Below are 19704 nucleotides of genomic sequence, written 5' to 3'. Positions count from 1 at the left end.
GCGATCGGGATGATCGCGGGGCCCTCGCTCTTGTTGTCGTGAGGTGTTACGGCAGGCGCCGCACGGCACCCTTGTCGGCGGAGGTCGCCAGAGCGGCGTAGGCGCGCAGTGCCTTCGAGACCGTGCGCTCACGGTCGACGGGCTGCCACGGACGCTCGGAGGCCTCCATCTTCGCGCGACGATCGGCGAGCACCTCGTCGTCGACGAGCACCTCGAGGGTGCGGGTCGCGACGTCGATGCGGATCCGGTCGCCCTGTTCGATCAGGCCGATCACACCACCGGACGCGGCCTCGGGGGAGACGTGCCCGATGGACAGACCGGACGTGCCGCCGGAGAAGCGGCCGTCGGTGATCAGGGCGCACACCTTGCCCAGGCCGATGCCCTTGAGGAAGGAGGTGGGGTGCAGCATCTCCTGCATGCCGGGGCCGCCGGCGGGGCCCTCGTAGCGGACGACGACGACGTCGCCGGCCTTGATCTTCTTGCCGAGGATGACCGAGACGGCCTCTTCCTGGGACTCGACGACATAGGCCGGGCCCTCGAAGTGGAACAGGTCCTCGTCGATACCGGCGGTCTTGAGGATCGCGCCGTCCGGTGCGAGATTGCCGCGCAGCACGCACAGGCCGCCCTCGACGGTGTAGGCGTGCTCGATGTCGCGGATGCAGCCGTTCGCGGCATCGGTGTCGAGCGACGACCAGCGGTTGTCGGTCGAGAACGGTTCGGTGGTGCGCACACCGCCCGGGGCGGCGTGGAACAGCTCGAGGGCCGTCTCGGACGCCTTGCCGGAACGGATGTCCCAGGTGTCGAGCCACTCGTCGAAGCTCTTCGTGTGGACCGTCGAGACGTCGGTCTCGAGCAGGCCACCGCGGCGCAGCTCGCCGAGGATCGCGGGGATGCCACCGGCGCGGTGCACGTCCTCCATGTGGTAGTCGGAGTTCGGGGAGACCTTCGCCAGGCAGGGCACCCGGCGGCTGATCTCGTCGATGGTGGTCAGGTCGAAGTCGACCTCACCCTCCTGTGCGGCCGCGAGGGTGTGCAGCACGGTGTTGGTGGAACCACCCATCGCGACGTCGAGCGCCATCGCGTTGCGGAAGGCGGCCGGGGTGGCGATGTTGCGCGGCAGCACCGACTCGTCGTCGTCGCGGTAGTAGCGCAGGGCCGCTTCGACGATGGTCGTGCCGGCGGTCTCGAACAGTGCGCGTCGCGCCTCGTGGGTGGCGAGGGTCGAACCGTTGCCGGGCAGCGCGAGACCGAGGGCCTCGGTGAGGCAGTTCATCGAGTTGGCGGTGAACATGCCCGAGCACGAACCGCAGGTCGGGCACGCGCTGCGCTCGACCTCGTCGAGACCCGCGTCGTCGACGGCCTCGCTGGCGGAGGCCGAGATGGCGGTGATGAGGTCGGTGGGCGCGTGGGCGACACCGTTGACGACGACGGCCTTGCCGGCCTCCATCGGACCGCCGGAGACGAAGATCGTCGGGATGTTCAGGCGCATCGCGGCATTGAGCATGCCGGGCGTGATCTTGTCGCAGTTCGAGATGCACACCAGCGCGTCGGCGGTGTGCGCGTTGACCATGTATTCGACGGAGTCGGCGATGATCTCGCGGCTCGGCAGCGAGTAGAGCATGCCGCCGTGGCCCATGGCGATGCCGTCGTCGACGGCGATGGTGTGGAACTCGCGCGCCACGCCGCCTGCTTCGCGCACGGCCTTCGCGACGATCTCACCGACGTCCTTGAGGTGGACGTGACCCGGTACGAACTGCGTGTAGGAGTTCGCGATCGCGACGATCGGCTTGCCGAAGTCGGAATCGGTCAGGCCGGTGGCGCGCCACAGGGAGCGCGCTCCCGCGGCGTTTCGTCCGACGGTGGTGGTGCGTGACCTCAACGGGGGCATGGGCTGACTTCCTTGACGGTGGCTGTGTGCGCAATCGGCCGGGCCGCGTCCGGTCGCCGGGCTGTGCGGATCCGGGCAACGGCACCGACGAATCTACTCGCGTGCTTCCGGATGCACCTATTCGCACCCGGTCGCGAGGATCAGGAGGAGCGGTCGTCCTTCTTCTCGACGGTGATTGCGTCCTCGGTGGTTTCGGCGTCCGAACCGGCTTCGGCGGCCGCCTCCTCGCGGTGTGCCTTCTCCTCCGCGCGCTGTGCTGCCGCGTACGGATCGGGGATGCGGCCTCCGCTTGCTTCCGACAGTTGCGGCAGCCGGCCGAAGGTGACGACCGGCAGTGCGACCTCGCTGCCGTCGGTGAGCCGTGCGCGGGCCCAGCCCCGCTTCGGGAACCGGAGGCCGTCGAGCTGATCCCACTCGAGACTCGTGGTCTTGAAGGTCGCCCGCGCGACGATGCCCTCGGGGCCGACGACGGTGCGTACCCGCACGATCCAGGCGGCGACGAGGAACGGAATGATCAGCGTCCATGCGAAGGCCTCCGGCCACGCCAGCGCGGGGGAGGCGAGGGCGAGGAGGAGCAGAGCGCACGCGAGGAACGACAGTCGCGAGATCTGGATGACCTGCGTCGCCGAATCGGGCGTGTGGGATGATGGAATCGGTGGCACGGGCTGCTGGGAAGATGACACCTCTACATCTTCGCACTGCAGCCGCGGCATCTCACATTCTGGGACAGTGGACCGCACCAAGTTGACTGTCTGGACACCATGCGCCTACCGTCGAGCGCGTGAATCAGAATGGGTTGCTCGTAATCGGCCGGCGCGTCGTCGCCTGAGCCGCATTTCGCAACTCGCCCACGACGCGCCACCCTCGTACAGCAGACTTGCTGACGAGGGTTTTTTGTTGCCCGGAGCCAGAATCAGAGGAATTCGCAGTGAGCGCACCAACCGCACGGCCTCAACCCTCGCCGCGAAAGCCGGGGTCCGCCACCCCGACTCCCGCAGCTGCCGCAACGCAGCCCGCCAACCGACGCCAGGTCGCCCCCGAGCGGGTCACCGGCGCCCAGTCGGTGGTCCGCGCACTCGAGGAACTCGAGGTCGACACGGTATTCGGCATTCCAGGCGGCGCGATCCTGCCCGTCTACGACCCGCTCTTCGATTCGCGACGCGTGCGCCACGTGCTCGTCCGTCACGAGCAGGGCGCCGGGCACGCTGCCACCGGCTACGCCCAGGCCACCGGCAAGGTCGGCGTCTGCATGGCCACCTCGGGTCCGGGCGCGACGAACCTCGTCACCCCGCTCGCCGACGCGCAGATGGACTCCGTGCCCGTCGTCGCGATCACCGGCCAGGTCGGTCGCCCGCTCATCGGCACCGACGCCTTCCAGGAAGCCGACATCTCCGGCATCACGATGCCGATCACGAAGCACAACTTCCTGGTCACCGACGGCGCCGACATCCCGCGCATCCTGGCCGAGGCGTTCTACCTCGCCTCCTCGGGCCGCCCGGGCGCGGTCCTCGTCGACATCCCCAAGGACATCCTCCAGGCTCAGACCACCTTCAGCTGGCCGCCGGAGATGTACCTGCCCGGCTACCGCCCGGTGACGAAGCCGCACGGCAAGCAGGTCCGCGAGGCCGCGCGACTGATCGCCGACGCGAAGAACCCCGTCCTGTACGTCGGCGGCGGTGTCATCAAGGCCGAGGCGTCGGCCGAGCTGCTCGAGCTCGCCGAGCTGACCGGCATCCCGGTCGTCACGACGCTCATGGCCCGCGGCGCGTTCCCCGACAGCCACAACCTGCACTGCGGCATGCCCGGCATGCACGGCAACGTCGCCGCGGTGGCCGCCCTGCAGAAGAGCGACCTGCTCGTCACCCTCGGTGCCCGCTTCGACGACCGCGTCACCGGTCAGCTCGACTCCTTCGCGCCCGACGCCAAGGTCATCCACGCCGACATCGACCCGGCGGAGATCGGCAAGAACCGGCACGCCGACGTGCCGATCGTCGGTGACTGCAAAGAGGTCATCGTCGAGCTGCTCGAGGCCATCCGCGCCGACCTGGCGACCGGCACGAAGCTCGACTACTCGGCATGGTGGGCCTACCTCGACGACATCCGTCGCACCTACCCGCTGAGCTACGACCGTCCCACCGACGACACCCTGTCGCCGCAGTACGTCATCCAGGCCGTCGGCAAGCTCGCCGGTCCCGACGCGATCTACTGCGCGGGCGTCGGTCAGCACCAGATGTGGGCGGCGCAGTTCGTCGACTACGAGAAGCCCCGCACGTGGCTCAACTCGGGTGGTCTCGGCACCATGGGCTACGCGGTGCCCGCGGCTCTGGGCGCCAAGATGGGTTGCCCCGACACCGAGGTGTGGGCCATCGACGGCGACGGCTGCTTCCAGATGACCAACCAGGAACTCGCGACGTGTGCCGTCGAGGGTGTGCCGATCAAGGTCGCGCTCATCAACAACGGCAATCTCGGCATGGTCCGGCAGTGGCAGACCCTCTTCTACGAGGAGCGGTACTCGAACACCGACCTGGCGACGCACTCGCTGCGCATCCCCGACTTCGTCAAGCTCGCCGAGGCCCTCGGCTGCGTGGGCATCCGCGTCGAGCGCGAGGAGGACGTCGAGCCGGCGATCCGCCGGGCGCAGGAGATCAACGACCGTCCCGTGGTGATCGACTTCATCGTCGGCAAGGACGCGCAGGTGTGGCCGATGGTCGCCGCCGGCACGAGCAACGACGAGATCATGGCGGCCCGCGACATCCGGCCGCTGTTCGACGACGACGCCGCTGCCGACGACCCCGCCGTCATCCACGAGACCATCGACGCGCTCGAAGCCCGCAGCGAGAACGCCGCGGCCGAGGAGGAGACCAAGTGAGCACGAGCCACACCCTCAGTGTTCTCGTCGAGGACAAGCCGGGCGTGCTCGCCCGGGTCGCATCGCTGTTCTCGCGACGCGGCTTCAACATCGAATCCCTTGCCGTCGGTGGCACCGAGGTGCCCGACATCTCGCGGATGACGATCGTGGTGACCGTCGACGAGTTCCCGCTCGAGCAGGTCACCAAGCAGCTCAACAAGCTCGTCAACGTCATCAAGATCGTCGAGCAGGAGGACGAGGCGTCCGTCGCCCGCGAACTCGTGCTCATCAAGGTGCGTGCCGACGCAAGCGTGCGCACCCAGGTCATCGAGACGGTGAATCTGTTCCGCGCCAAGGTGATCGACGTCTCGCCCGAGTCGCTGACCATCGAGGCGACCGGTACGCGGTCCAAGCTCGACGCGCTGCTGCGCATGCTCGAACCGTACGGAATCCGCGAGATCGTCCAGTCCGGTGTCGTCGCCGTCGGACGCGGTCCGAAGTCCATCACGGCTACCCGTTAGCCTTAACACACCCATACTTGCTGAAAGAGGTAATCACTGTGGCAGTCGAGATGTTCTACGACGACGATGCCGACCTGTCGATCATCCAGGGTCGTAAGGTCGCCGTCATCGGCTACGGCAGTCAGGGACACGCGCACTCGCTGAGCCTGCGCGACTCGGGCGTCGACGTTCGCATCGGTCTGAAGGAGGGCTCGAAGTCGCGGGCCAAGGCCGAGGAAGCCGGTCTCACCGTCGGCACCCCAGCCGAGGTCTCCGAGTGGGCCGACGTCATCATGGTCCTCGCTCCCGATACCGCCCAGGCGTCGATCTTCACCAACGACATCGAGCCCAACCTGAAGGACGGCGACGCGCTGTTCTTCGGCCACGGCCTCAACATCCACTTCGGTCTCATCACGGCTCCCGAGAACGTGACCGTCGCGATGGTCGCCCCCAAGGGCCCCGGCCACCTCGTGCGTCGTCAGTTCGTCGACGGCAAGGGCGTTCCCGCACTCATCGCCGTCCACCAGGATCCCAAGGGTGAGGGCCAGGCGCTCGCGCTGTCCTACGCCAAGGGCATCGGCGGCACCCGCGCCGGCGTCATCAAGACCACCTTCAAGGAAGAGACCGAGACCGACCTCTTCGGCGAGCAGGCCGTGCTCTGTGGTGGCACCGAGGAACTCGTCAAGACCGGCTTCGACGTCATGGTCGAGGCGGGCTACGCCCCCGAGATGGCCTACTTCGAGGTTCTCCACGAGCTCAAGCTCATCGTCGACCTCATGTACGAGGGTGGCATCGCCCGCATGAACTACTCGGTGTCCGACACCGCGGAGTTCGGCGGCTACCTCTCCGGCCCGCGCGTCATCGACGCCGGCACCAAGGAGCGCATGAAGGAGATCCTGAAGGACATCCAGGACGGCACCTTCGTCAAGCGTCTCGTCGCCAACGTCGAGGGCGGCAACAAGGAGCTCGAGGGTCTGCGCAAGCAGAACGCCGAGCACGGCATCGAGGTCGTCGGCAAGCAGCTGCGCGACCTGATGAGCTGGGTCGATCGCCCCATCACCGAGACGGCCTGATAATCACCTGATCCGGTCACGGCGGCCCGGTACCCCTACGGGGGTGCCGGGCCGCCGTCGTCGGTGCGGCGTGAGCGATGTCGCATCCACGAGCCGAGGCCGCGGAGGATACTTGGCTGATGTGGCCACTCGCCGCGTTCGGGCGGCTCCCGGGTGTCGCCACCGCCCGGTCCTACCGGCGGGGGTGGCTGCGGAGCGACGTCACGGCGGGCCTCGCGCTCAGTGCACTGCTCGTCCCCACCGGCATGGGATACGCCCAGGCCGCGGGACTGCCGCCCTACACCGGTCTCTACGCGACCGTCGTGCCGATGCTCGTGTACGCGGTGGTCGGTCCGTCCCGGATCCTCGTGCTCGGACCGGATTCCGCGCTCGCCCCGCTCATCGCGGCCGCGGTGATCCCGCTCGCCGCCGACGGTGATCCGCAGCGCGCGGTCGCCCTCGCCGGTGTGCTCGCGCTCCTCGTCGGAGCCATCCTTCTCGTCGGCGGAATACTCCGCCTCGGATTCCTGACCTATCTGCTCTCCACACCGATCCGGCTCGGTTTCCTCAACGCGATCGCGATCATCGTCATCGTCGGGCAGCTTCCGCTCCTGCTCGGCACGTCGGCCGACGAATCCGGTGTCGTCGCCGAGGTTCTCGACATCGTCGACGACGTCTTCGAGGACGGTGTCGAGCCGGCCGGATTCCTCGTCGGCGTCGGCACCCTCGCCCTCATCCTCGTGCTGCAGAAGGTCGTTCCCCGCATACCCGCGGTGCTCGTCGCGGTGATCGCCGCCTCCGCGGCGGTCGCGGTGTTCGGGCTCACCGAGCACGTGGAGATGGTGGGGGCGTTGCCCTCCGGGATCCCCGCACCCGTTCTCGGTGGGATCGAACGCGGAGACGTGATCGAACTGCTCGCACCCGCCGTCGCCGTCGCCGTCATCGCGTTCGCCGACACCGCGGTGCTGTCGCGCTCGTTCGCGCTGCGACGGGGCGAGGACGTGGACGGCAGCTCCGAGATGCGTGCCCTCGGTGTGGTGAACATCGCAGCCGGTGCCACGGGCGGATTCCCGATCTGCGGCAGCGGCAGTCGCACGCCCGTCCTCGAACAGGCCGGAGCGCGTACCCAGCTCGCGGGCGCCGTCGGAGCGGTGACGGTCGCGATCTTCCTGCTGGTGGCCCCGGGAGCGACGGCGTACCTGCCGCAGGCGGCGCTCGGTGCCGTCGTGATCGTCGCGGCGAGTGCCCTCGTCGACGTGAGGGCGCTCGGTCGCCTGTGGCGGGTCAACAAGATCGAATTCTGTTTGTCCTTCGCCGCATTCGTGGCGGTCGGCCTCGCGGGTGTGCTGAAGGGTGTGCTCGTCGCGATCGCGTTGTCGCTGGCCGCCGTCGTCGTACGCGCCTGGCAACCCCACCGGACCGAACTCGTCGAACTCGAGGACGTCGCCGGATATCACGACCGGGAACGGCATCCCGAGGGCCACCGGATCCCGGGTCTCGTGCTCGTGCGGTTCGACGCCCCGCTGTTCTTCGCGAACGGCGTGATCCTCACGAAGTTCGTCCGCGAACTCGTCCGCGAACGCGAGGACCGCATCGAGTGGGTGGTCCTCGCGGCCGAACCGATCACGGACCTCGACATCAGCGCCGTCGAGGAGATCGAACGTCTCGACGACTATCTCGCCCACCGGGGGATACGGCTCGCCTTCGCCGCGATGAAGGGTCCGGTCAAGGACAAGCTGCACCGGATGCAGACCGGGAATCGCTTCCGGGACGGTCGATTCCACCCGACCGTCCGCACCGCCGTGGTGGCCTTCCGGCACCGGAACCAGCCCGGCATCGAGCGCAGTGTGCTCGACGCACCCCCGCGGGACGTCGTCCCGCCCCCGCGGAAGGATGGGCCCGCGCCACCGTGATCCCGATCCCGGTGGCCCCGCGGGAAGGGCTGGGGCACTAAACTGTGGGCGGTCGCGGGTGCCCACGCATGCTGTCGGGCGAGAGCGCCGTCGACCACTCACACATTCACGACACAGGGAGTCCGCACGTGAGCCAGAATGGCCGTCCAGTAGTCCTGATCGCCGACAAGCTTGCGCAGTCGACCGTCGACGCGCTCGGTGACGGTGTCGAGGTGCGCTGGGTGGACGGCCCCGACCGCCCCGCCCTGCTCGCGGCCGTGCCCGAGGCCCAGGCGCTGCTGGTCCGCTCCGCGACCACCGTCGACGCCGAGGTGCTCGCTGCGGCGCCCAACCTCAAGATCGTCGGTCGCGCCGGTGTCGGCCTCGACAACGTCGACATCGCCGCTGCCACCGAGCGCGGCGTGATGGTCGTCAACGCGCCCACCTCCAACATCCACTCCGCCGCCGAGCACGCGGTCGCGCTCCTCATGTCCGCGGCGCGTCAGGTCCCCGCCGCCGACCGCACCCTGCGTGAGCGCACCTGGAAGCGGTCGAGCTTCAACGGCACCGAGATCCTCGGCAAGACCGTCGGCGTCGTCGGCCTCGGCCGCATCGGCCAGCTGTTCGCCCAGCGTCTCGCGGCGTTCGAGACCCACGTCATCGCGTACGACCCCTACCTGCCGGCCGCCCGCGCCGCACAGCTCGGCATCGAGCTCGTCGACATCGACGAGCTGGTCGCCCGCGCCGACTTCATCTCGGTGCACCTGCCCAAGACCAAGGAGACCGCCGGCCTGATCAACGCCGAGCGTCTGTCCAAGGCCAAGGACGGCGTCATCATCGTCAACGCCGCCCGCGGTGGCCTGATCGACGAGGACGCGCTCTACGACGCACTCGTCGAGGGCAAGGTCCACGCCGCCGGCCTCGACGTCTTCGAGACCGAGCCGTGCACCGATTCGAAGCTGTTCGACCTCGACAACGTCGTCGTCACCCCGCACCTCGGTGCATCCACCGCCGAGGCCCAGGACCGCGCCGGCACCGACGTCGCCAAGAGCGTGCTGCTCGCCCTCGCCGGTGAGTTCGTGCCCGACGCCGTCAACGTCTCCGGTGGCCCCGTCGGCGAGGAGGTCGCACCGTGGCTCGAGCTCGTCCGCAAGCTCGGTCTGCTCGCCGGCACCCTCTCGCCCGAGGCCGTGCAGAACGTGCAGGTCGTCGTCAGCGGTGAGCTCTCGGCCGAGAACACCGACATCCTCGGCCTGGCCGCCCTCCGCGGCCTGTTCTCGGCGAGCAGCGACGAGCCCGTCACCTTCGTCAACGCCCCCAAGCTCGCGGAGCAGCGCGGCGTGACCGTCGAGGTCGAGAAGGTCAGCGAGGCCACCACGCACCGCAGCGCCGTCGAGGTCCGCGCGGTGGCGCCGGACGGACACGTCACCTCCGTCGCAGGTGCGCTCACCGGCCTGCAGCAGGTCGAGAAGATCGTCAACATCAACAGCCGCAGCTTCGACCTCCGCGCCGAGGGCCACAACCTGATCGTCCACTACCAGGACCGTCCGGGTGTCCTCGGAACGCTCGGCACCGTGCTCGGCAACGCGAGCATCGACATCCAGGCCGCGGCGCTGAGCCAGGACGCGGAGGGCCCCGGCGCCACTGTGATCCTGCGTGTCGACCGCGTCGTCGGCGACGCCGAGGTCGGACAGATCACCGAGGCGCTCGACGCGCGCGTCGCCCAGGTCGACCTGTCCTGATCCTTCGGTTCTCCATCATCCGGTGGCCACGACCGTCTGCACGGTCGCGGCCACCGTCGCACAGGAAGTGAGTAGTGCTCATGAAACTTGCGGTCATCCCCGGTGACGGCATCGGTGTCGAGGTCACGGCGGAAGCGCTCAAGGTGCTCCGTGCCCTCGTCCCGGATCTCGAGACGACCGAGTACGACCTCGGGGCCCGCCGGTACAACGCGACCGGCGAACTCCTGCCCGATGCCGATCTCGCCGCGATCCGCGAGCACGACGCGATCCTCCTCGGCGCCATCGGCGATCCGTCGGTCACGCCCGGCGTCCTCGAACGCGGTCTCCTCCTGAACATGCGGTTCGCGCTCGACCACCACGTCAACCTGCGTCCGTCGCGCCTGTACCCGGGCGCGAAGTCGCCGCTCGCCGCCGACCACGACATCGACTTCGTCGTCGTCCGCGAGGGCACCGAGGGCCCGTACACCGGCAACGGGGGAGCGATCCGCGTCGGCACCCCGCACGAGATCGCCACCGAGGTCTCGGTGAACACCTGGTTCGGCGCCGAGCGCGTGGTCCGCTACGCCTTCGAGCTCGCGCAGACCCGCCGCAAGCACGTCACGCTCATCCACAAGACGAACGTGCTATCGAACGCCGGCGCCATCTGGACCCGCGCCGTCGAGACCGTGGGCAAGGAGTTCCCCGAGGTCACCACGGCCTACTGCCACATCGACGCCGCGACCATCTACATGGTCGACGACCCGTCGCGCTTCGACGTCATCGTCACCGACAACCTGTTCGGCGACATCATCACCGACCTCGCCGGCGCCGTGACCGGTGGTATCGGCCTGGCGGCGAGCGGCAACATCGACGCCTCGGGCACCAACCCGTCGATGTTCGAGCCCGTCCACGGCTCGGCGCCGGACATCGCCGGCAAGGGCATCGCCGACCCCACCGCGGCGATCCTGTCCACCGCCCTGTTGCTGCGCCATCTCGGGCGCGAGGAGGACGCTGCACGCGTCGAGCGGGCCGTCGAGGCCGACCTCGCCAACCGTGGCACCGGTCCGATCGTGACCACCGAGATCGGCGATCGGATCGCTGCTTCTCTCTGAGCACGGAGTTCTTCGGCGCAGAACGCGCGTGGCACCGGCGGGTACGTCCCGTCCGGCGCCACGCGCGTTTCGCGTATCAGTCCTTCGGCACCACCGGGACCGCCGCGGCGGGAGCGATCGCGGCCAGGGCGAAGGCCGCGGGGAATCCGACCGCGGCGATGAGCCCGCCGAAGACCGGTCCGACGGCCGCGGCGAACACGAACTGCCCGGTGTTCTGGATGCCGAGTGCGCGACCACCCCAGAACGGGCCCGCGATCTCCGCGACGGCGGTGAACGCCAACCCGTTCGGCGCCGAGGTCAGGATCGACGCGACGAGCAGAACACCCACCGCGATCGTCGAATCCGTCCACGCGGTGACGGACAGCGCGACCATCGAGACGACGACAGATACGGCGACGACGCGCATCGGTCCCAGCCGGCTGCCCACCCGATCGGACCAGGCCCCGGTGACGACACGTCCGAGGGCGCCGAGGATCTGGGCGGCGGTGATGACGAGACCGGCACCGACCTCGTCCCAGCCGCGGTCGGCGATGAGCCACACCAGGGCGTAGGTCCACACGACGTACTGCGGCACCACGAGCAGGATCGACGCGAGATGGATCCGCGTGAGCGACATCGAACTCCGGTAGGGATTGCCGAGCACGCCCGCGCGCTCGGCCTCCGCCCGTCCGGGTCGCGGCGGATCCACCACCCCGACCGCGCAGGCGACCGCTGCCAGCCCGCACGCGAGCATGGGAAACGCGAGTGCCCAGGCGATCCCGTGGTCGCCCGCGAGCGTCGGGATGACGAGTGCGCCCGCGGCGACACCCAGCGGCACCGACATCTGCCGGATGCCCATCGCGAGGCCGCGCTGGTGCGGCGGGAACCATCCGACCACCACGCGTCCGCTCGCCGAGTTGGCGCTCACGGCGCCGGCTCCCGCACACATCAGCAACAGGCCGAGCAGTGCGGCGGAGGCGGTGGGGGACAGGTCCAGCGAGGTGGTCGCGCTCGCGAGCCCCATCGCGACGGCCGCGATTCCGAGCCCGGCAGCCAGCGCGAGACGTTCGCCGAACCGGTCGGCGATCGCGCCCCACACGACGAGCGTGAACACGCCGCCGAGGATCGGTGCGCCGGCGAGGGTTCCGGCCTGGGCGAGGGTGAAACCGCCCTCCTGGTTCAGCGTCGGGATGAGGAAGGCGATGCCGTTGATGACGGTGGCCTGGGAGGCCTGTGCGACGACGCCGAGGGCCAGGATCAACCATCGACGCCGACCGATGTCCGGAGTGTCCATGAGTCCCACTATCTGAGAAAGTCGTACCGTTATGTGAAATCCCAGTCGGACTCTATACCCGCGGCACCCGGGCGTCGATCGCAGTGAGCGCGCACCGTTAGACTCCGGACATGCGCCTTGGTCGAATTGCCAGCCCGGATGGTGTCGCGTTCGTGAGCATCGAAGGGGAGGGGGAGTCCGCGACGGCGAAGGAGATCGCCGAGCATCCCTTCGGGAACCCCACCTTCACAGGTCGCAGCTGGCCCCTCGCCGACGTGCGGATTCTCGCTCCGATCCTCGCCACCAAGGTGATCGCGGTGGGCCGCAACTACGCCGCCCACGCCGCCGAGTCGGGCAACGAGGTCCCCGACGAGCCGATGATCTTCCTCAAGCCCAATACGTCGATCGTGGGCCCGGGCGCTCCCATCGTGATTCCGCCCACCACCTCGCTCGTCCACCACGAGGCCGAACTCGCCGTGGTCATCGGACGCCCCTGCAAGGACGTCCCCGCCGCGAAGGCCCGGGAGGCGATCCTCGGCTACACGATCGCCAACGACGTGTCCGCGCGCGACCACCAGCGCAAGGACGGTCAGTGGGGACGGGCCAAGGGCCACGACACCTTCTGCCCGCTCGGACCGTGGATCGAAACCGACATCGACGCTTCCGATCTCGAGATCTCGGCGGAGGTCGACGGACAGACCCGTCAGCGCAGCCGCACCTCGAAGATGGTGCACGACATCCCGAAGCTCGTCGAGTGGATCTCCGGTGTCATGACGCTGCTGCCGGGCGACATCATCCTCACCGGCACCCCCGAGGGTGTCGGGCCGATCGAGCCGGGCAACACCGTCTCGATCACCGTCGAGGGCATCGGAACGCTCACGAACCCCGTCGTCGCCAAGGGATCCTGACCGGAGCTCGCAGCGGGGCGGATAGCCTGGGATGGTCTCCCGTCGATCCTCAACCCTGAGCGAGTCATGACCACCAGCGAAGTACGCGTACGTTTCTGCCCGTCACCGACCGGAACCCCGCACGTGGGTCTGGTGCGCACCGCCCTGTTCAACTGGGCTTTCGCGCGTCATCACGGCGGCACCTTCGTGTTCCGCATCGAAGACACCGACGCCGCACGCGACACCGAGGAGTCGTACCAGGCGATCCTCGACGCCCTCCGGTGGCTGGGTCTCGAATGGGACGAGGGCCCGGAGGTCGGCGGACCGTACGAGCCGTACCGGCAGTCGCAGCGACGCGACCTGCACCTCGAGGTCGTGCAGAAGCTCGTCGACGCCGGTGAGGCCTACGAGTCGTTCTCGACGCCGGAGGAGGTCGAGGAGCGCCACAAGGCCGCCGGTCGCGACCCGAAGCTCGGCTACGACAACTTCGACCGCGACCTCACTCCGGAGCAGCGGCAGGCCTTCCTCGACGAGGGCCGCAAGCCGGTCGTGCGACTGCGCATGCCCGACGAGGACCTCACCTGGAACGACCTCGTCCGCGGCGAGACCACCTTCAAGGCGGGCTCGGTGCCCGACTTCGCGCTCACCCGCGGCAACGGCATCCCGCTCTACACGCTCGTCAATCCCGTCGACGACGCGTTGATGAAGATCACACACGTCCTGCGCGGTGAGGACCTGCTGTCGTCGACCCCGCGTCAGCTCGCGCTGTATGCGGCGCTGCAGCGCATCGGCGTCACCGATTTCACGCCCGAGTTCGGCCACCTGCCGTTCGTGATGGGACAGGGCAACAAGAAGCTCTCCAAGCGCGACCCGGAGTCGAACCTCTTCCTGCACCGCGATCGAGGGTTCATCCCCGAGGGCCTGCTCAACTATCTTGCCCTGCTCGGCTGGGGGCTCGCCGACGACCGCGACGTGTTCTCCCTCGACGAGATGGTCTCGGCCTTCGAGATCTCCAAGGTCAACTCGAACCCGGCCCGGTTCGACCAGAAGAAGGCCGACGCCATCAACGCCGAGCACATCCGCCTGCTCGAGCCGGCCGAGTTCGCGACCCGGCTGAAGGCGTACCTCGTCGAGCACGGCCGGATCGGGGACGACGTCGACGAGGCGCTCTTCCGGACGGCCGCCGACCTCGTGCAGACCCGCATCGTCGTCCTCGGGGACGCGTGGGATCTGCTGAAGTTCCTGTTCGTCGATGATGCCGACTTCACGCTCGACGAGGCGTCCGCGGCGAAGAACCTCAAGGAGGATGCCGCGCCCGTGCTCGACGCGTCCGTCGCCGTCCTCGAGGGCCTGGACGAGTGGACCACGCCGTCGATCGAGGAGGCGCTCAAGAGCGCGCTGATCGAGGGGCTCGAACTCAAGCCGAGGAAGGCCTTCGCTCCCGTGCGGGTCGCGGTGACGGGCTCGCACATCAGCCCGCCGCTCTACGAGTCGATGGAACTGCTCGGCCGTGAGCGCACCCTCGCGCGACTGCGTGCCGGGCGGGCGCGTATCGCCTGACCCTTCGCCGGTCGCTCTCGGCCCGTCGTCGGCATCCGCCGGTGACGGGCCGAGCTCGATTTCAGACCCGCCGAGCTCGTCCCGAGCTCGATTTCATGCTTCTGACCAGCCGATTTGTAGTTGGTGGCGGGGTTGGTGCTAATCTTCTTCTCGGTTCGGAACGGAGGCCACAACGCCCGCAGGGCAGGCCGAAGGAACAAACCATTGGGGTATGGTGTAATTGGCAACACAGCTGATTCTGGTTCAGCCATTCTAGGTTCGAGTCCTGGTACCCCAGCTGAGACGCGGCGGTTTGCCCGCAACGTCTCAGCCAGCTATGCTGGCTGAGCTTCCTTCGGGAAGCGAAGAGAAGAAGTTCCATAGGCCCCCGTCGTCTAGCGGCCTAGGACGCCGCCCTCTCACGGCGGTAGCGTGGGTTCGAATCCCATCGGGGGTACAACGGACTACCCATCGATCTCCGGGTCGGTGGGTGTTCTTCTCTCGGAGGCATCGACTCGTCGATTCCTCGGAAAGTTCCAGGCCCCCGTCGTCTAGCGGCCTAGGACGCCGCCCTCTCACGGCGGTAGCGTGGGTTCGAATCCCATCGGGGGTACAACAACGAAGGCGCTCCGATCCTCGATCGGAGCGCCTTTCGCGTATGTGCGGTCAGTGCGCGGCGGACGGAAGGTAGGCGGCCGTCGTGCCGCCGATCTCCATGGCGGGCATCCCGAGCTTGCGGTGATCCCACGAACGCACCCGGACGGGCACCACGCGGACGGCCACCCGCTTGTGCATCATCTGCTCCACCGCAGGGAGCGCCTCGTCGGTGTACGGGGCGGTGTACCGCTCCCACACGTCTCGGCAGACCTCGAACAGGCGGTCGTGGTCGTCCAGGATCTCCGCGCGCCCCTCGATCGAGACGCCCCGCAACTGGTCGTAGGTGTCGCCGGCCTCGACGAGGACGGTCACGCGATCGTCGCGCCGGAGGTTGACGACCTTCTGTGATTTCGCTTTCGTCTCGAACCAGATCTCCCCGTCGAGCACGGCGTACCACATGGCGACGAGATGCGGGGTGCCCGTCGGTCCGAGGGTCGCCAGGTTCGCGACCCGGCTGCGGCGGAGGAACTCGTCGATCTCCGAGTCCGTCATCGTGATGTCTGCGCGGCGGTTGGTTCCCATGCGAAGCACTCTGGCACAGCGTGGGACCACGCCGCTGTGTTCCTCCCGCCGCCCTGCGTGCAGTCGGCTCAGAGACGCTTCTGGAGCGCTTCTGCGGCGGCGAGGAGGTCGGCGGCCCAGCGGGCGCCCGGTCGGCGGCCCATGCGGTCGATGGGACCCGATACGGAGATGGCGGCGATCACGGCACCGGTGCTGTCGCGCACGGGTGCGGCGACCGACGCCACACCGGGTTCGCGTTCGGCGGCGCTCTGCGCCCAGCCGCGGCGGCGGACCTCGACGAGCACGCGTTCACCGAAGGCGGCGTCGGGAAGGATGGCGCGCTGGGTCGCCGTATCGGCCCACGCGAGCAGAACTTTCGCGCCGGAGCCGGCCGTCATCGGAAGGCGCGCGCCGACGAGGACGGTATCGCGCAGACCGGTCGGCGGTTCGAGAGCCGCGACGCAGACCCGCTGGGTGCCCTCGCGGCGGTACAACTGCACGCTCTCGCCGGTGATTTCGCGCAGGCGGGGGAGGACGAGCGAGGCGGCCTCGACGAGGGTGTCGCCTGCGCCCGCGGACAATTCGGCCAGACCGGGGCCGGGACGCCACTGTCCGTCGCTGTCGCGCATGAGGAGACGGTGGACCTCGAGGCCCACGGCGAGACGGTGCGCCGTGGCGCGGGGCAGGCCGGTCCGCGCGCACAACTCGTTGAGGTTGCACGGCTGTTCGGCAACCGCATGGAGGACTGTCATCGCTTTGTCCAGCACTCCGATCCCGCTATGCTGTCTCATAGGTCGATACCTCCGTCTCGCATAATGGGAAGCATATCGCATGCCGAGAACGGTGGGGACGACGCCATACGCGGCCGGACAGCCCCCGGGATCCCGCGTTCGTCACGTACGACAAGGTGGAGAAGATGGCTGGAAAGACTCTGGCGGAAAAGGTGTGGGACCAGCACGTGGTCGTGCGCGGTGAAGGACAGGGATCGGCGCGACAGCCGGACCTGATCTACATCGACCTGCATCTCGTACACGAGGTGACCAGCCCGCAGGCCTTCGACGGTCTGCGGCTGGCCGGACGCCGGCTGCGGCGTCCCGATCTCACGATCGCCACCGAGGACCACAACGTCCCCACGGTGGACATCGACAAGCCGATCGCCGACCCGGTCTCGCGCACGCAGGTCGAGACCCTGCGCCGCAACTGCGAGGAGTTCGGTGTCCGTCTGCACCCCATGGGCGATCTCGATCAGGGCATCGTCCACGTGGTCGGCCCGCAGCTCGGTCTCACGCAGCCCGGCATGACGGTGGTGTGCGGCGACAGCCACACCTCCACCCACGGCGCCTTCGGTGCGCTGGCGATGGGCATCGGTACCAGTGAGGTCGAACACGTCATGGCGACGCAGACGTTGTCGCTGCGGCCCTTCAAGACGATGGCCATCAACGTCGACGGCACTCTCGCGCCGGGAGTGACGAGCAAGGACCTCATCCTCGCCATCATCGCGAAGATCGGCACCGGCGGCGGACAGGGCTACGTCCTCGAATACCGCGGGGAGGCGATCCGCGCGCTGTCGATGGAAGCGCGGATGACCATCTGCAACATGTCGATCGAGGCGGGCGCCCGCGCCGGCATGATCGCCCCCGACGAGACCACCTACGAGTTCATCGAGGGTCGCCCGCACGCCCCGAAGGGCGCCGACTGGGACGCCGCCGTGGAGGCCTGGGAGCAGCTGAAGACCGACGACGACGCGGTTTTCGACGCCGAGGTCCACATCGACGGCAGCGCTCTGACGCCCTTCGTCACGTGGGGCACCAACCCGGGCCAGGGCGCTCCGCTCGGGGCCAGGGTTCCGGTACCCGCGGAGATCGCCGACGAAACCGAGCGGTCTGCAGCGGAGAAGGCGTTGCGCTACATGGATCTCGAACCGGGCATGCCGCTGCGCGATGTGAAGATCGACACCGTCTTCGTCGGCTCGTGCACCAACGGCCGCATCGAGGATCTGCGCGCCGTGGCGGATGTCCTGAAGGGCCGCAAGGTCGCCGACGGCGTCCGGATGCTCGTCGTGCCGGGTTCGATGCGGGTGCGCGCGCAGGCGGAGGACGAGGGTCTCGGCGAGATCTTCACCGCCGCAGGCGCCGAGTGGCGTCAGGCCGGGTGCTCGATGTGCCTGGGCATGAACCCCGACCAGTTGGCGCCGGGCGAACGCTCCGCGTCGACCTCCAACCGGAATTTCGAAGGACGGCAGGGCAAGGGCGGACGGACGCATCTCGTCTCGCCGGCCGTGGCCGCCGCAACCGCGGTGCGGGGAACGCTTTCCGCACCGGCGGATCTGGACTAGACCACAGGACCGACGAGGAGAATTTTCGATGGAAGCCTTCACCACTCACAAGGGCATCGGCGTCCCGCTGCGCCGCTCCAATGTCGACACGGACCAGATCATCCCGGCCGTGTACCTGAAGCGCGTCACCCGTACGGGATTCGAGGACGGTCTGTTCGCCGCATGGCGCAACGACCCGTCCTTCGTCCTCAACACTCCGCCCTTCGACCGCGGCAGCGTTCTCGTCGCCGGACCGGATTTCGGCACCGGCTCCTCGCGTGAGCACGCCGTGTGGGCGTTGTCGGATTACGGATTCCGGGTCGTGATCTCGTCCCGTTTCGCCGACATCTTCCGCGGCAACGCCGGAAAGGCCGGTCTGCTCGCCGCTCAGGTCTCGCAGGACGACGTCGAACTGCTGTGGAAGCTCATCGAGCAGCAGCCCGGACTCGAACTGGAAGTGGATCTCGAGAACCGGACGGTGACCGCCGGAACCACCGTGGTGCCGTTCACCATTGACGACTACACGAGGTGGCGTCTTCTGGAGGGTCTCGACGACATCGGATTGACATTGCGCCAGGTAGACGCGATTTCCGAGTACGAAAAGTCAAGGCCGTCATGGAAACCGAGTACCCTTCCGGCGCCCTGAAAACACCCCTCGAACGCGCCTTCTCCGGGCCCGGTCCGACGCTCCCGTCGGGCCGGGCCCGGAGGTTATTTGCATGAGAATCCGCGTGGCACATAGACTCTTGCCCGTTTGCGGGTCTACCGTGGACTGGAGTCGGTCTGACGGTGGACCGTGTATGTGCGGAGGAAATCAATGAACAAGGCAGAACTGATCGACGTTCTGACCGAGAAACTCGGTTCGGACAGGCGCACCGCCACCGCGGCCGTCGAGCACATCGTGGACGCGATCGTTCGCGCCGTGCACGACGGTAAGAGCGTCACCATCACCGGATTCGGTGTCTTCGAGAAGCGTCGCCGGGCCGCTCGTGTCGCGCGGAACCCGCGCACGGGTGAGACGGTCAAGGTCAAGCCGACCTCGGTGCCGGCCTTCCGTCCCGGCCAGTCCTTCAAGAACATCATCGCGGGCACCCAGAAGCTTCCGGCTTCGGGTCCGGCCGTGAAGCGCGGTGCAGCCGCAGCGGCCAAGAAGACCGCGGCAGCGAAGAAGGCGGCCAAGAAGACTGCGGCGAAGAAGACCACAGCGACCAAGTCGACCGCGGCGAAGAAGACCACCGCAGCGAAGAAGACCACGGCGGCGAAGAAGACCACGGCGACCAAGTCGACTCCGGCGAAGAAGACCACCGCAGCCAAGAAGACCACGGCGGCCAAGTCGACTCCGGCGAAGAAGACCACCGCCACCAAGTCGACCGCGGCGAAGAAGACCACCGCGGCCAAGAAGACCACGGCGGCCAAGTCGACTCCGGCGAAGAAGACCACCGCCACCAAGTCGACCGCGGCGAAGAAGACCACCGCGGCGAAGAAGAGCCCGGCCAAGAAGACCACGGCCCGCAAGAGCACCAAGAAGTAACACCCACCCG

At 68.3% G+C, this 19704-nt stretch carries 16 protein-coding genes and 3 tRNA genes; 14 read left to right on the top strand and 5 right to left on the bottom strand.

All coding sequences use genetic code 11. From position 1 onward, the window contains the following. Positions 1–46: 46 nt before the first annotated feature. Both ilvD and ACPCXD_RS20870 read right to left on the bottom strand, forming a co-directional pair. Complete coding sequence (gene ilvD / locus ACPCXD_RS20875) at positions 47–1888, bottom strand: dihydroxy-acid dehydratase (protein WP_016691195.1); 1842 nt, start codon at positions 1886–1888, stop codon at positions 47–49. A 140-nt stretch (positions 1889–2028) separates the two neighbouring features. Beyond that, the gene (locus ACPCXD_RS20870; RefSeq protein ID WP_088897182.1) at positions 2029–2550 is read right to left on the bottom strand and encodes a PH domain-containing protein; all 522 of its coding nucleotides are present in this window, start codon (positions 2548–2550) and stop codon (positions 2029–2031) included. Positions 2551–2816: 266 nt separating this feature from the next. Between ACPCXD_RS20870 and ACPCXD_RS20865 the strand changes: the two genes are divergently transcribed. From ACPCXD_RS20865 to ACPCXD_RS20840, 6 genes are all read left to right on the top strand, one after another. After that, positions 2817–4757 (top strand): acetolactate synthase large subunit, encoded by a 1941-nt coding sequence (locus ACPCXD_RS20865; RefSeq protein ID WP_423661088.1) that lies wholly within the window; start codon positions 2817–2819, stop codon positions 4755–4757. Then, complete coding sequence (gene ilvN, locus ACPCXD_RS20860; RefSeq protein ID WP_006554535.1) at positions 4754–5257, top strand: acetolactate synthase small subunit; 504 nt, start codon at positions 4754–4756, stop codon at positions 5255–5257. The genes ACPCXD_RS20865 and ilvN overlap by 4 nt, the downstream gene beginning before the upstream one ends. A 38-nt stretch (positions 5258–5295) precedes the next feature. Next, positions 5296–6309: a ketol-acid reductoisomerase gene (gene ilvC, locus ACPCXD_RS20855; RefSeq protein WP_037189737.1), complete on the top strand. Its 1014-nt coding sequence runs from the start codon at positions 5296–5298 to the stop codon at positions 6307–6309. Between the two features lie 119 nt (positions 6310–6428). Further along, positions 6429–8201 (top strand): SulP family inorganic anion transporter, encoded by a 1773-nt coding sequence (locus ACPCXD_RS20850; protein WP_088897184.1) that lies wholly within the window; start codon positions 6429–6431, stop codon positions 8199–8201. Positions 8202–8329: 128 nt separating this feature from the next. Continuing rightward, a complete protein-coding gene (gene serA, locus ACPCXD_RS20845) occupies positions 8330–9922 on the top strand; it encodes a phosphoglycerate dehydrogenase (RefSeq protein WP_088897185.1) in 1593 nt (530 codons plus the stop codon). A gap of 80 nt (positions 9923–10002) precedes the next feature. After that, a complete protein-coding gene (locus tag ACPCXD_RS20840) occupies positions 10003–11013 on the top strand; it encodes a 3-isopropylmalate dehydrogenase (protein ID WP_026061914.1) in 1011 nt (336 codons plus the stop codon). Positions 11014–11089: 76 nt separating this feature from the next. On the opposite strand, the gene ACPCXD_RS20835 is transcribed toward ACPCXD_RS20840, so the two are convergent. Further along, positions 11090–12286: an MFS transporter gene (locus ACPCXD_RS20835; RefSeq protein WP_088897186.1), complete on the bottom strand. Its 1197-nt coding sequence runs from the start codon at positions 12284–12286 to the stop codon at positions 11090–11092. A 110-nt stretch (positions 12287–12396) separates the two neighbouring features. On the opposite strand from ACPCXD_RS20835, the gene ACPCXD_RS20830 reads away from it, so the two are divergent. From ACPCXD_RS20830 to ACPCXD_RS20810, 5 genes are all read left to right on the top strand, one after another. Next, positions 12397–13173 carry a fumarylacetoacetate hydrolase family protein gene (locus ACPCXD_RS20830; RefSeq protein WP_060651453.1) on the top strand — a complete coding sequence of 259 codons (777 nt, stop codon included), beginning with the start codon at positions 12397–12399 and terminating at the stop codon, positions 13171–13173. Between the two features lie 66 nt (positions 13174–13239). Further along, a complete protein-coding gene (gene gltX / locus ACPCXD_RS20825; RefSeq protein WP_088897187.1) occupies positions 13240–14712 on the top strand; it encodes a glutamate--tRNA ligase in 1473 nt (490 codons plus the stop codon). 205 nt (positions 14713–14917) lie between these two features. Beyond that, positions 14918–14989: transfer RNA gene (locus ACPCXD_RS20820), tRNA-Gln, on the top strand. An 86-nt stretch (positions 14990–15075) separates the two neighbouring features. Further along, positions 15076–15148 (top strand) — tRNA-Glu (locus ACPCXD_RS20815). An 83-nt stretch (positions 15149–15231) separates the two neighbouring features. Next, positions 15232–15304, top strand: a tRNA-Glu gene (locus tag ACPCXD_RS20810). 53 nt (positions 15305–15357) lie between these two features. Here the strand turns inward: ACPCXD_RS20810 and ACPCXD_RS20805 are convergent. Continuing rightward, a complete protein-coding gene (locus ACPCXD_RS20805; protein ID WP_088897289.1) occupies positions 15358–15870 on the bottom strand; it encodes a pyridoxamine 5'-phosphate oxidase family protein in 513 nt (170 codons plus the stop codon). 68 nt (positions 15871–15938) lie between these two features. Beyond that, positions 15939–16640: an IclR family transcriptional regulator gene (locus ACPCXD_RS20800; RefSeq protein WP_026061810.1), complete on the bottom strand. Its 702-nt coding sequence runs from the start codon at positions 16638–16640 to the stop codon at positions 15939–15941. 116 nt (positions 16641–16756) lie between these two features. Between ACPCXD_RS20800 and leuC the strand changes: the two genes are divergently transcribed. The 3 genes from leuC to ACPCXD_RS20785 all read left to right on the top strand — a co-directional run bounded on the left by leuC (position 16757) and on the right by ACPCXD_RS20785 (position 19694). Beyond that, positions 16757–18184, top strand: coding sequence for a 3-isopropylmalate dehydratase large subunit (leuC, locus tag ACPCXD_RS20795; RefSeq protein WP_088897188.1), 1428 nt, complete (start codon positions 16757–16759; stop codon positions 18182–18184). Positions 18185–18212: 28 nt separating this feature from the next. Further along, positions 18213–18809 (top strand): 3-isopropylmalate dehydratase small subunit, encoded by a 597-nt coding sequence (gene leuD, locus ACPCXD_RS20790; RefSeq protein WP_016935315.1) that lies wholly within the window; start codon positions 18213–18215, stop codon positions 18807–18809. A gap of 171 nt (positions 18810–18980) precedes the next feature. After that, positions 18981–19694, top strand: a complete 714-nt coding sequence (locus ACPCXD_RS20785) for an HU family DNA-binding protein (protein WP_088897189.1) — start codon at positions 18981–18983, stop codon at positions 19692–19694. Positions 19695–19704: the final 10 nt, after the last annotated feature.

It is taken from the genome of Rhodococcus sp. AB351, from assembly GCF_049538275.1.
Classification (GTDB): Bacteria; Actinomycetota; Actinomycetes; order Mycobacteriales; family Mycobacteriaceae; genus Rhodococcus.
The sequence above is the reverse complement of the archived record's forward strand: the minus strand, read 5'-3'. Positions and strand labels throughout refer to the sequence as shown.

Coding starts and splice junctions, on each gene's coding strand:
- ACPCXD_RS20840 (WP_026061914.1), top strand. CDS start 10,003: ATGAAACTTGCGGTCATCCCCGGTGACGGCATCGGTGTCGAGGTCACG.
- ACPCXD_RS20785 (WP_088897189.1), top strand. CDS start 18,981: ATGAACAAGGCAGAACTGATCGACGTTCTGACCGAGAAACTCGGTTCG.
- ACPCXD_RS20835 (WP_088897186.1), bottom strand. CDS start 12,286: ATGGACACTCCGGACATCGGTCGGCGTCGATGGTTGATCCTGGCCCTC.
- ACPCXD_RS20800 (WP_026061810.1), bottom strand. CDS start 16,640: ATGAGACAGCATAGCGGGATCGGAGTGCTGGACAAAGCGATGACAGTC.
- leuD (WP_016935315.1), top strand. CDS start 18,213: ATGGAAGCCTTCACCACTCACAAGGGCATCGGCGTCCCGCTGCGCCGC.
- ilvD (WP_016691195.1), bottom strand. CDS start 1,888: ATGCCCCCGTTGAGGTCACGCACCACCACCGTCGGACGAAACGCCGCG.
- ACPCXD_RS20850 (WP_088897184.1), top strand. CDS start 6,429: ATGTGGCCACTCGCCGCGTTCGGGCGGCTCCCGGGTGTCGCCACCGCC.
- gltX (WP_088897187.1), top strand. CDS start 13,240: ATGACCACCAGCGAAGTACGCGTACGTTTCTGCCCGTCACCGACCGGA.
- ACPCXD_RS20805 (WP_088897289.1), bottom strand. CDS start 15,870: ATGGGAACCAACCGCCGCGCAGACATCACGATGACGGACTCGGAGATC.
- ACPCXD_RS20830 (WP_060651453.1), top strand. CDS start 12,397: ATGCGCCTTGGTCGAATTGCCAGCCCGGATGGTGTCGCGTTCGTGAGC.